Origin of the sequence: Acinetobacter sp. Q85-2 (assembly GCF_013420555.1) — a bacterium.
GTDB lineage: Bacteria > Pseudomonadota > Gammaproteobacteria > Pseudomonadales > Moraxellaceae > Acinetobacter > Acinetobacter indicus.
This window is the reverse complement of record NZ_VOXW01000018.1, coordinates 55,858-67,519: the sequence shown is the minus strand read 5'-3', so window position 1 is coordinate 67,519 and position 11,662 is coordinate 55,858. Positions and strand designations below refer to the sequence as shown.

The window sequence follows — 11,662 nt, the reverse complement described above, 5'->3', positions numbered from 1 at the left end:
AGTATGGAAATGTGAATGCGGAAGTGTAAATCAACGCGATTTAAACTCCGCCAAGAACATACTTGCGCTTGGGCATAAGCGTCTAGCAGTAGGAATCACCCTCCTTTCAGGTGGGTGAGGATGTCAAACCAAATGGAGAATTAAATCTGGGCAGAAACAATCTGGATGGGCGAGTTAAATTCATACACATCGCAGTTGGGACCAGAGCCAATCCGGTCAATCACGGCAAAATCGCTGGGTGCCTCCAGCGTCAGCAGGGGATGATGCCAGGTCCCGGCGCGGTAATTCACGCCTTGTGAACCATCGCTAATAAACGCTTGAAGCTGACTAATGTCTGGCTCATCTGCATTTAAACCCGGTGCCACCACCACCAAAAACGCTTGCCCCTGCATCGGAATAAAAGCCTGCGAGCCTTGAGGATGGCGCTCCAGCATTGCTACCTGAAACGGTATTTGGGTACTCTGGATATTGCGGAAAATACTAATGCCTGCTTGTGCTTCACCAAGAATTTCCGTCATGGCCAGCGCATGATAACGCTCGGTTTGGGCATGGTTAATATGAAAATAGTCATGTCCCTGACAGCTAATCACTTCACCAAAAGGGGCAAAATTGTCCTGGGTCAATGCTTGAATCTGAATGGTATTTTTCATGTTGTTTGAGAGTTCCAGGGCGGGTATTTTTATGGTCATCATCATCCGGTAGAGCTGGAGGTCGCTGTCAGCCTGTGGAGTGGGCCAACAGCGACGCTGGTGCGTTAGTCCACCAGTGTGCCCCAGAGGCGAATCCGGCTGATACCGCCGTCGGGAATCATATTGACCCGGATATGCGAGATTTTATCGTGCTTTAAAATCTGCTCGATAAAGGAATGCACATGGTCCATCTGCATGGGCTGCGCCTCCAGTAAAAATGGCCAGAACATGCTTTGTGGAATCAGTTGCGGATCGGTGGCATCTTCAATGTACACCGCCTGAATCGACACTTCTGCCGGGTAGTTGCCCTTGAAATGGGCAGTGTCGATATCAATTTTTTCAATCTGGCCGGCCTGTCCCAAAGCCAGAATACACCAGTCAAAGCCGGGTGCGCGGCGGCGTTTGGTTTCCCAGCCATCGCCCATATTGATGCCACGACCCGGATTAATCAGGTTCTGTGGATGGCCAAAGTGGGCATCGCTATAGGCAATTACCCGGCCGCCGTTTTCAAGCGCCAGTAAATCCAGTGTACCCTGATGATCTGTGGTCTGAATTTTCACCTCGCCATATACGCGAAAACGTGCCACACCGCCATCGGGGAAAATATTCAGACGCACATGGGTATAGACCGCATCAGAGCTGACTTCAAACAGATGGTGCTGGCTGGGTCCCAAAATACTGTTGGCTAAAAGCGGCTGCCATTTGGCCTGCTCCAGATTACCTTGCGGCGCATAGCAGGCTTCGACACTGGCTGAAGCGGGATAGTTACCGCTAAAAAAGGTGGTATCAATATCCAGCGCCTGAATTTTGCCAGCCACACCTAACTGGACAATGGCCCAGTCATAACCGGCATGGCGCTTGCGGCGGGTTTCCCAGCCGTCCATCCATTTGCCATGATCATCAAATTTATCTTCCACAAATACTGGTGCTGCAAATTGCAGCATACGCTGCGCATCGGCAAAAAAATCATCTGAACATTCAATAACTTTTGCACCAATACGGGTATCTGCCAGGTTGGTTAGTGTTTGAAGCTGGGGCGGTAGGTCAAATGTTGGTGCAATTAAAGTGGCCATAATTCTCTTCCATTTATTGTTCATTCACAGCAGGCACGGCCGTGCATCGAAATCAGGCAGTGGCGCCAGATTTGGCTTGTACAGCAGGCCTATTGCTACGGGTAGAAGCACAGCCTGTGCCAACTTCTGGCCATACGACCCAGGCTAAGCATGAAATGGCACGTTTTTCGCTTCAGCTGTTCAGTTTTGACAGGCAAGCCTTGGGAGGAAAAATGAAAATTACAATTATTGGTGCAGGTATTGGCGGATTAACCACAGGGATTGCACTAAAAAAGTTTGGCCATGAAGTGCGTATTTATGAACAGTCCGAGCAGATTCTTCCGGTGGGTGCGGCTATTTCCCTGTGGTCCAATGGGGTGAAATGCCTGAATTACCTCGGGCTGACCGAGCAGGTGGCCGAGCTGGGCGGGCAGATGGATCATCTGGCCTATGTCGATGGCCTGAGCGGTGATGTGATGACTCAGTTCAGTCTGACACCATTAATTGAAGAAGTCGGGCAGCGTCCGTATCCGGTGTCACGCGCGGAACTGCAAAATATGCTGATGGATGCATTTGGTCGCGAGCACATCTATTTAGGCAAGAAAATGGTGGCGTTACAGGAAGATGGCTCGCAGGTGACGGTCAGCTTTGCCGATGGCACACAGCTACAAACCGAACTGCTGGTCGGGGCCGATGGTACCCACTCTTTAACCCGCGCCTATGTACTGGATGAAACTGTCGCACGCCGTTATGCCGGTTATGTCAACTGGAATGGTCTGGTGGAGGTGTCCGAACAGCTGGCCCCGGCCGACCAGTGGACTACCTTTGTCGGAGAAGGCAAGCGCGCTTCCCTGATGCCGGTGGCCGATCAGCGTTTTTATTTTTTCTTTGATGTGCCGCTAGCGGCCGGACTGGAGAATGACCGCAGCCAGTATAAAACACTGTTAAAACAGTATTTTCAGGGCTGGTGTCCGCAGGTGCAGCAGCTGATAGACTCGATTGATGAACAGCGCACCAATCGCGTGGAAATTCATGATATTGAGCCTTTCGCCAATTTTTATAAAGGCCGGGTGGTGCTAGTGGGAGATGCCGCACATAGCACCACGCCAGATATTGGACAGGGCGGTTGTCAGGCCATGGAAGATGCTATTTATCTGGCACGTGCCTTACAAATTAATACCTTGGGTGTGCAGGATGCCTTAAGCCGCTACCAGAATAAACGCAATGAGCGCGCCAATGAACTGGTGCTGCGCGCGCGTAAACGCTGTGATGTTACGCATATGAAAGACCAGCAGGTGACGGAAGCCTGGTATGCCGAACTGCGCCAAGAGCAGGGGCCACATATCATGAAAGGCATTATCAGCAATATAGTCGGTAATCCGCTGGATTAAACTTTCTGTGCAGGATGCTTTTCAAGAAATACAGGTCAATCGACTGGTGTTGAGGCTGGCTGCTCTGATGCTGGATCCAGAATGAGTTGCATCAGCACCAGATCACGCCATTGTCCGAATTTTCTTCCAACTTGGGGCATATAGCCGCAATGCTGAAAACCTAATTGCTGATGCAAGGCAATTGAACCGCTATTGTCATGGTCAATGGCGGCCACCATCACATGAACCTGATGTGCCTGTGCATGCTGGATTAAGGCCTGCATCAACTGTTTGCCCAAACCCTGCCGGCTGAATTGACGGTCAATAAACACCGAATGTTCGACTGTATGTTTAAAACCGCTGATGCTGCGGAAGGTGGAATAATCGGCATAGCCGACAATTTGTCCGGTGTCCAGATGTTCGGCTACCAGCAGCGGAAAATTCTGTTTTTGTAATTGCTGGAACCAGTGCTGGAAATGTGCCAGATCAAAGGGCTGTTCATTCCAGGTGTTTACATGCTGTAGCACTTCCGGGTTATAAATCGCCTGAATGGCAGCAAGATCGTGTTCGGTGGCAGGACGAAGATGAAAGCGCATAAGCAGTACATCAGGGTAGGAATAAGCGCATTATCATGCCGCTGCGGACATAAAAAAAGCAAGACCGGAGTCCTGCTTTTTTATGTCATGTAAATGACTTAGAAGTGGTATTTCACCAGCGCGCTGACATCATTCTGGTCTTTACCTTTCTGGCCATATTTGTTGTTCCATACTGAGTGTTCAACCCCCACGTATAAACGTGTTTCCGGAGAAATGTGTTTACCCACATTCCATTTGTACTGAGAAGTCCAGTTTAATTCGCTGGCATGCTGAGTACCTTCAGCAGTTGACCAGTCTAGGAAGGCATCAACCAGGAAGTCTTCATTGCCCAGTTTAAATGGTACAGCATAGGTGATGGTCATTTGATAATCATCTTTCGTGCTCTCATTATTAGCACGATAGAAGTTGATGTTCGCATATTGGGTATATGGAATATCTAAAGCAAAGCCGACACCGTATAAGAAGTTATCGAAACCTTCACCGCCTTCCCATGTAGTGGCTACTAATACGTCTTTCACCGGACCAAATGCCAGGTTTTGACCGGTTACTTCGCCTAGGCTTAAACGTGGTGCCAATTCGAAATAGGTAGCTTTAGTATCAGTTTCATCACGGCTACGATCCATGAAGAAAAATACGTCTGCGTATTTTACTTTGGCAGCATACTCAACCGTTAAGGTTGCTTGTTCTTCTGCCTCATAGAAAACCTGTTCATAATTGGTGCCATAAAGACCAGTCAGGCTAAAGTCCTGCCATACTGGCGCCGCTTGCGTTAAGGCAGTAGTGGTTGAGAATGCACAAAGTGCAGCAAGTTGTGTAAGTTTCATAACGGTGTCTTCGTCTTCCCCAAAAAGCGTGTCAAGGATACAGGTTATTAAGCAAAAATAAAGCCAAATTTAACTTTTTATTGGCAATTTTCCGACCAAATTTAGCTGCCACGATAGGTCGAATAGGCAAAAGGACTGATCAGTAACGGGATGTGATAATGCTGTGTCGCCTCCTTAATCTGGAAGTAAATCACCACTTTAGGAAAGAAGCTGTCCAGGCCTTTTTGCTCAAAATAGGCCGCAGTATAAAACTCCAGACTATATGAGCCTTCCGGACAGTCGGCCAAAGCAAAATCGGCGGCTGTGACCCGGCCATCGGCATTGGTTTCGGCTTCGGCCAGCAACTGTTGTTGCTGATTAAATAGCCGGATTTTCACGCCGGTAGCCGGTTGACCCAAATGGGTATCTAAAATATGGGTGCTGATCATGACTGAAGCTCCTGGCTTAAACGCAGTAAGGCAATGTCTGAGAGTTGCTGCTGCACAATGCGCTGTTCAGTGTCGGCATCATTCAGCAGACGATACTGTAAGGCTTGCAGAATATCTTCACTGCTCAAGCCAAAGGCTTTAATCAGGAAAATAAACCCGAATTTTTTTTCATAGGCCAGATTACCCTGTAAAAGTGCCTGCTGGGTGTCGCTATTGAGCTGGACGGCGGCTTGTTCCCGGGCAGAAAAGGCCTGCTCCTGTACCGTGAGTTGCTGCTGCGCCTGTTTTTCGCCAATTCGAGGATGGTTTACTAGGGCGGCCTGAATCTCAGGCCAGCTCCAGTGGCTGGCCTGCTGCCGGGAAAATTCTAAAAGTTGCTCGATACTCTCAAAAGGACGCTGTTGGACAATGGCAGTTGCCCATGCCGGAATGTGTACACATTGCTGCAAGAATTGGTGAATCTCAGCTTCAGGGGCCTGATTAAATTGATCCAGTTGCACAGTAAGGGTCTCATCATTACATTTAATTTTGTTGCTAAAAGTGCAATATCAGTGCCAAATTTCGGTGAAAAGACAATTTTTCACTGAGACGGCTAAAGCTGCACAAGTCCAGTGCGAGTTTTTCTTTATTTGACGGGTTCTGGTGCATGATGGCGATACCAATGCGCAGCAATATCACCGCGGCGGCAAATCCAGACCTGTGGATGCGACTGAATATAGTCCAAAAAGCGTTGCAGGGCTTTAAAGCGTCCCGGGCGCCCCAAAAGACGGCAGTGAATACCAATCGAGAGCATTTTAGGTGCAGTTTCTCCTTCGGCATAAAGCACATCAAAAGCATCTTTCAGGTATTGATAAAACTGCTCGCCGCTATTAAAGCCGGCTGCAGCGGCAAACTTCATGTCATTGCTGTCGAGGGTGTAGGGAATAATTAAATGCGGTCGTGACTGGCCTTGGGCATTGGTCAGCGTCTGCCAGAACGGTAAATCATCGCCATAATAATCACAGTCATACTGAATTTGCGGGAATTCGGCCAGTAACTGGCGGGTATTGGGGCTGTCGCGGCCGGTATACCAGCCAATGGGTGCATGACCAAACAGGGTTTCTAAGACACTGATCGCCTGATCCATATGCTGGCGTTCAGTGGCCATGTCCATGCTCTGATAATGTAGCCAGCGTTGCCCATGCGACACCACATCATAGTCGGCCTGCTGAATGGCCTCGACCACATACGGGTTCCGCGCCAGCGCCATACCGACCCCAAAAATAGTCATCGGTAACTGGCGTCGCTGAAACTCCTGATGAATGCGCCAGAAACCGGCCCGCGAGCCATATTCATACATCGAATCCATCGACATATGTCTGGCCGGAAAGCTGGCCGCACCGACAATTTCAGATAAAAACTGCTCAGAACCGGCATCACCATGTTCAATATGATTTTCGCCGCCTTCCTCATAATTCAGCACAAATTGCACTGCAATACGTGCCTGATTCGGCCACTGCGGATGCGGCGGTTGGCCATGATAGCCAATTAAATCACGTGAATAAGGGGCAGAGCGGATTGAGTCAATCAGTGCCTGACCACGCAAGTAAGCAGTTGTCACAACAGGTTATCCTTTTGCTAATTTTTATCAAATATTGCTTGCATATTTTTGAGTTAGGCCCGATATTCAAAGTATAAGGACACGGTTCTGCAGACTCAAAAGTGTTCATCGTTCAATGTGGAGGGTAGCGTCCAAATTAGGTTGAAGATGTTCAATATGCTGGAAAACAGCAAGCGACAAACGTGCCAAGATAAAATAGTTTTGCACAAAAAAGATTCAGAAAACGAAAGAAAGAGAGGATGAGATTATGAATATTGAAATCCGTACAGATAAGAACATCCAAGGTAGCGAACGATTAATTAGTTACGTACGTGCAGAGCTAAGTGATGAATTTAAACGCCATAGTGAGCGTATTACCCATTTTTCCGTACATTTAAGTGATGAAAACGGGGACAAAGGCGGAGATGATGACATCAAATGTATGATTGAAGCACGCCCGGCCGGCTTGAAGCCTGTGGTGGTCAATCATCGTGGTCATAATGTCGATACCGCAATTCATGGCGCCATTGACCGTTTAAAACGTAGTCTGGAGCATGTCTTTGAGAAAAAAGAACATCCGCGTGGTGGACAGCCGGGTCGAGTTGACCTAGATACCGATGTCGACGAATAAGACAGGTATTGGCTGAAAAGCAGAAAAGCCCCAGTATCGGGGCTTTTTTTATAGCAAATTCATGCGACAAGATTACATTTCGCTTAAACAATTTTCACTGAATTGGGCATAATAGAACGAAATTGATTTGATTGAAGAGAGCTCTCTGCATGTTAACGGCACAACAACAACGCTTGGTGCAAGCCATAGAAGAACTAGATCAGGCCCAAGTGCAACAGCTTCTGGCCGCTGGGCTTGATCCGAATTTTATTGATCCTGAAAAAGGCCCGGTAATTTCAGTCTGGTCTGATGGCCTGTTTCAGTGGTGGGAAGCCATTTGCGAGGCCTATGAGGCGGGCCAGCCGCACAATGAAGCACAAAAACAGCAGGATTTGGCCGTCCATATGGAAATTCTGGACGCGTTAATTCAGGCCAAGGTCAATTTGCATTTGTGGGATGCGGAAGAAGTCTATGGCCCATTATGGGATGCAGCCAGTGCCGCCTGTGCACCTGCGGTAAAGCGTCTGCTTGAAGAAAAAGTCGATCCAAACCGTAAAGATGAAGATGGCCTGACCATTTTGTCATCCATCAGTGATTTATTCTTTGATTGCGACTTTGATGAAATTAACTGGGCTGAAGCCTTGCCTGAAGAACAGCAAACCTTAGAACTGCTCCGTGCCCATGGCGCGAAAATGACCAAAGAATTGGCTTAAAATTGAGATAAACACTATGTCAGCATTGAAATTATTGGGTGTGATGGTGGCGACTGCAGTCAGCAGTCAGGTCTTTGCCGCCGAGTTTGCATTTGACCGTCCGGGTGTGGGCATGAGCACCGGAATTACGCCGGTCGGCCAGTTGGCCTGGGAGCAAGCGCTGGCCAATGCGCACTATCAGAAAACCAAAGATGACAATGGTCTGACGCAGGAAATCACTCAGCTGCACGCCGATACCTTACTGCGTACCGGTCTGGCGGATAATCTGGAATTACAGCTGGGCTGGCAGGGTCCGGGCTGGAGCCGGGTAAAAAGTGCTGGCCAGTCGGTTGAAGAAGATGGGCTGGGGGATGTCAGCATTGGTCTGAAACATGCCATTGATTTAAATGATGAAAAACTGTCGATGGCGGTGCTGGCCGAAGCGCAGATTGCCACCGGGAATGACGGTTTTAGTGCCGAAGAGGATATTTACAGCCTTAGCTCGGCAGTGGCCTACGCCTATAATGATTTGCTTACCACCTCAATTAGCATGCGTTATGAGTGGCAGGACAGCAATTGGGCCTTGCAGGCAGTGCCGGGGATTCAATATCAGCTCAGCGATAAATGGGCCGGCTTCTCCGAGTTTATTTACCGCAAAGCAGAAAGCCAGAAAGTGGAATATGCCTTGGGTTCAGGTCTGATTTATGCCTTAAATGCACGTACCCAGTTGGATGCCAGTGTCGGTGTTGATTTAAATGGCGCTGATAAAAGTTATCATGCCGGTTTAGGTGTGGCCTTCCTGTTCTAAGTGCGCTCTGGTTATGGCGCTGTAGAAAGCGGGGGAGTAGAGTCTCTCGCTGACTGCTAGAGAGCTGCAACTTATTCTGCTTACGGTCTGTTCACAGGCCGTTTTTATATCTGGTTTAGCAGCAGAATTGCTACAGATCTCGACACAGGCGCTGGCAGATCACGCTATCATGATGGTGATGATCACAGCGGATAAGCGCGAGGCCTGTCCGCCCATTAAACTTTAGCTTTTAAGTCGCTTTGTATAGGCTTTGGCGCCATATCCCTTGATCTCATCAGGTGGCACTGCCCAGCGATCGTGAATATTAAAAACAACAACAGGAGGATGAGTCATGATGGAACTGTACATTGCCAACAAGAATTACTCCAGCTGGTCCATGCGGCCGTGGCTGGTCCTTACTGCTTTTGAACTGCCGTTTCGTGAAGTGCTGTTACCTTTTCCTAAAGAACGCGGCACGGGCCATTTTAAACAGGATGTACTGGCAATTAACCCGAATGGCAAGGTACCGGTCTTGGTACATGACGGGCTAATGGTCTGGGATTCACTGGCGATTTGTGAATATTTGGCCGAACAGTTTCCGGAGCGCCAGCTATGGCCGGCTGGTCGGGCACAGCGGGCTCGGGCACGCGCTTTGGCTGCTGAAATGCATAGCGGTTTTCAGGCACTGCGTAACCATTGCGGCATGAATATTCGCGCTGATCTGGCAGAAGTCGGACAGACGTTATGGGCTGAGCAACCTGATTTACGTGACGATGTAGCCCGTGTCTGTCAGATCTGGTCTGAGCGTCCGGACCCAGGCGGTTTTCTCTGTGGTGATTTCTCGATTGCTGATGCCTTTTATGCACCGGTGGTCTGGCGTTTGAAAAGCTATGCGCTGCCCGTGAATGAAGACAGCCAGTATTATATGCAGACCATGCTGCAACATCCGGCAATGCAGGCCTGGGAACAGGCCGCGAAACAGGAACAAGACTGGGTCAATTATCTGGAGCCTTATCAGTCTGAACCATCCTCTAGCTAAGTCTTAAGAGGCTGCTGGTTCCAGCGGCTGATACAGCACCACCTGATTACGGCCATAGGCTTTGGCCTGATACAAAGCCTGATCGGCCTGACTGAGCAGCTTTTCATAAGGGGTATTGTGGTGCGATAAGGCAATCCCGAAGCTGGCGGTAAAATGGATCGGCTGGTTATGTTCATCATACAGCTCAATCTGGGTGATGGCCTGCCGGCAGCGCTCGGCCACCTGTTTGGCCTGGTGCGCAGTGGCCTGTTTCAGGACCAGAATAAATTCTTCGCCACCAAAACGGCCCAGCACATCCTGCTCGCGGATATGGCCGGCCAGCACATGACAGACTTGGACCAAGGCTTCATCGCCTTTATGATGGCCATGCTCATCATTAATCTGCTTAAAATGATCCAGATCGACCAGAATCACTGCATAACTGGGTGCCTGTTTGTGGTTCAGTTGTTCCAGACACTGGTTGATACTGCGCCGGTTAAAGGTATTGGTGAGCGGATCGACCTGACTTAAATGTGCAATCAGCGCCTCCCGATAGCGCCACTGACTCAGCAGAATTTCAAACAGCACCAGGCAGGTCAGCAGAATCGGCACAATAAAAAACAGCATCGACAGCACCCAGAAGCCATTTTTATAAGGAAAGTCGGTTAATAAAAATAAAGGTGCATAGGTTAACTGGCCGAAAAAGCTTAAATAACCGCAGCTGACCAGATACAGTGTGGCCGGAATTAAGGCCGAATAGACAATTCTGCGTTCAAACAGCACCAGACCGACCGTGGGTAGACTGATATAGGTCACCATAGTGGCCGGACTCAGCACCCCGACCAGATAGCCATCGCGGCACAGACTGACCACAAAGGTGGCCACCGCAATATAGGGCATATAGCGCCGGGTCCAGTCCTGTTTGCGAAAGTAGTGGCAGATGCCAATCATGCCAATAAACACGAACAGTCCGAATAAATTAATGACCAGCTGCTGTTTTAACAAGGCCAGATTGACCCAGCGCCACAGTTCCGGGGTGAGTAATACCACACTTTTCCAGATGGCCCAGATCACGTGCATCAGGCTGCCCAGAAACAGCATCAGAATACATTTGTTTAACGTGCTCCAGTTCATCACCACTTCTTTTTCGAGTAAATAACGGGTGACTTTGTATTTAAATGTGGGCACAGCACTGTGCGCAATGCGACTTTTCATGCGTGAATCACGACCCCAAAAATGAGCGTCTAAAGTCTCATTTTTATACAATTATTTTAATAAAACCTAACATATCATGATTTTAGAGAATTGGTAATGGCTATTTTTTGTACTTTTCGGGAAAATATCGTTGCATGGGTGCAACAGTGTGTGTTGTTTAAATCACTTATTTCTATTTTAAACTGCAGTAAAATGGCGCTATTGAAAAAATCACAGTTTAGGATTCTCTCCCATGAAAATTTTGCATATCGACTCGAGTATTTTAGGCGACGCTTCTGTATCACGTCAGTTGTCTAAAGCTATTGTGAACCAGCTACAGGCGAAAAATACAGCGGCCCAAGTTGACTATCTGGATCTGGCTGAACAGACCATTCCGCATTTAACCGCTGAAATTTTAATGGGACAAAATGCCGAGCAAAGCGCTTTAGGCGAACAGATTCTGCAACAATATCTAGATGCTGATGTCGTGGTGGTGGGCGCAGCCATGTATAACTTCGGTCTGCCATCGACTTTAAAAGCCTGGATTGACCGGATTAGCGTGGCAGGTCGTACCTTTAAATACACCGAAAATGGCCCGGTCGGTCTGGCAGGTGACAAGAAAGTGTATATCGCCAGCAGCCGCGGTGGTGTCTATGGCGAACAAAGCCCGGTTGATTTCCAGGAAGCATTCCTGAAAACCGTGTTTAACTTTACCGGTGTCAGTGATATTGAAGTAGTACGTGCTGAAGGGGTTAGCATGAGCGATATTAAAGATCAGGCGATTACTACGGCATTAGACCAGATTGCCAAAATCTAAGCTTTA

Annotated in this window: 14 protein-coding genes and 1 pseudogene; 7 read left to right on the top strand and 8 right to left on the bottom strand. The window is 48.6% G+C overall.

Annotated features, from left to right (window positions below; all coding sequences use genetic code 11):
- Positions 1 to 118 (top strand): annotated as a pseudogene (locus FTT68_RS14085) (RNA-guided endonuclease TnpB family protein); the annotation flags it as partial.
- Positions 119 to 140: 22 nt separating this feature from the next.
- Here the strand turns inward: FTT68_RS14085 and FTT68_RS10745 are convergent.
- Positions 141 to 650, bottom strand: coding sequence for an ureidoglycolate lyase (locus tag FTT68_RS10745; protein ID WP_180083965.1), 510 nt, complete (start codon positions 648 to 650; stop codon positions 141 to 143).
- 104 nt (positions 651 to 754) lie between these two features.
- Positions 755 to 1,762, bottom strand: a complete 1,008-nt coding sequence (gene alc / locus FTT68_RS10740; RefSeq protein ID WP_180083967.1) for an allantoicase — start codon at positions 1,760 to 1,762, stop codon at positions 755 to 757.
- A gap of 212 nt (positions 1,763 to 1,974) precedes the next feature.
- On the opposite strand from alc, the gene hpxO reads away from it, so the two are divergent.
- Entirely contained in the window at positions 1,975 to 3,132 is a 1,158-nt protein-coding gene (gene hpxO / locus FTT68_RS10735; RefSeq protein ID WP_180083973.1) for an FAD-dependent urate hydroxylase HpxO, read from the top strand.
- Between the two features lie 35 nt (positions 3,133 to 3,167).
- Here the strand turns inward: hpxO and FTT68_RS10730 are convergent, their stop codons facing one another.
- The 5 genes from FTT68_RS10730 to puuE form a co-directional block, all read right to left on the bottom strand.
- On the bottom strand, positions 3,168 to 3,707 hold the full coding sequence (locus FTT68_RS10730; protein ID WP_152342576.1) for a GNAT family N-acetyltransferase: 540 nt from the start codon (positions 3,705 to 3,707) through the stop codon (positions 3,168 to 3,170).
- A gap of 98 nt (positions 3,708 to 3,805) precedes the next feature.
- Positions 3,806 to 4,531 (bottom strand): outer membrane protein OmpK, encoded by a 726-nt coding sequence (locus FTT68_RS10725; protein WP_168417070.1) that lies wholly within the window; start codon positions 4,529 to 4,531, stop codon positions 3,806 to 3,808.
- Between the two features lie 101 nt (positions 4,532 to 4,632).
- A complete protein-coding gene (uraH, locus tag FTT68_RS10720; RefSeq protein WP_075168214.1) occupies positions 4,633 to 4,959 on the bottom strand; it encodes a hydroxyisourate hydrolase in 327 nt (108 codons plus the stop codon).
- Complete coding sequence (uraD, locus tag FTT68_RS10715) at positions 4,956 to 5,459, bottom strand: 2-oxo-4-hydroxy-4-carboxy-5-ureidoimidazoline decarboxylase (RefSeq protein WP_180083969.1); 504 nt, start codon at positions 5,457 to 5,459, stop codon at positions 4,956 to 4,958. The genes uraH and uraD overlap by 4 nt, the downstream gene beginning before the upstream one ends.
- Before the next feature lie 125 nt (positions 5,460 to 5,584).
- Complete coding sequence (gene puuE / locus FTT68_RS10710) at positions 5,585 to 6,559, bottom strand: allantoinase PuuE (RefSeq protein ID WP_075168216.1); 975 nt, start codon at positions 6,557 to 6,559, stop codon at positions 5,585 to 5,587.
- Positions 6,560 to 6,806: 247 nt separating this feature from the next.
- Between puuE and FTT68_RS10705 the strand changes: the two genes are divergently transcribed.
- The 4 genes from FTT68_RS10705 (at position 6,807) to FTT68_RS10690 (ending at position 9,666) form a co-directional block, all read left to right on the top strand.
- Positions 6,807 to 7,169 carry an HPF/RaiA family ribosome-associated protein gene (locus FTT68_RS10705; protein WP_005180845.1) on the top strand — a complete coding sequence of 121 codons (363 nt, stop codon included), beginning with the start codon at positions 6,807 to 6,809 and terminating at the stop codon, positions 7,167 to 7,169.
- A 149-nt stretch (positions 7,170 to 7,318) separates the two neighbouring features.
- Positions 7,319 to 7,861 carry a hypothetical protein gene (locus FTT68_RS10700; RefSeq protein ID WP_045796529.1) on the top strand — a complete coding sequence of 181 codons (543 nt, stop codon included), beginning with the start codon at positions 7,319 to 7,321 and terminating at the stop codon, positions 7,859 to 7,861.
- A gap of 16 nt (positions 7,862 to 7,877) precedes the next feature.
- The gene (locus FTT68_RS10695) at positions 7,878 to 8,648 is read left to right on the top strand and encodes a transporter (protein WP_168381603.1); all 771 of its coding nucleotides are present in this window, start codon (positions 7,878 to 7,880) and stop codon (positions 8,646 to 8,648) included.
- A gap of 331 nt (positions 8,649 to 8,979) precedes the next feature.
- Positions 8,980 to 9,666: a glutathione S-transferase family protein gene (locus FTT68_RS10690; protein WP_005180842.1), complete on the top strand. Its 687-nt coding sequence runs from the start codon at positions 8,980 to 8,982 to the stop codon at positions 9,664 to 9,666.
- Between the two features lie 3 nt (positions 9,667 to 9,669).
- Here FTT68_RS10690 and FTT68_RS10685 read toward each other — a convergent pair whose 3' ends face one another.
- Entirely contained in the window at positions 9,670 to 10,860 is a 1,191-nt protein-coding gene (locus FTT68_RS10685) for a GGDEF domain-containing protein (protein ID WP_016658730.1), read from the bottom strand.
- 232 nt (positions 10,861 to 11,092) lie between these two features.
- Between FTT68_RS10685 and FTT68_RS10680 the strand changes: the two genes are divergently transcribed.
- Complete coding sequence (locus tag FTT68_RS10680) at positions 11,093 to 11,656, top strand: FMN-dependent NADH-azoreductase (protein WP_005180838.1); 564 nt, start codon at positions 11,093 to 11,095, stop codon at positions 11,654 to 11,656.
- The last annotated feature ends 6 nt before the right edge of the window (positions 11,657 to 11,662 follow it).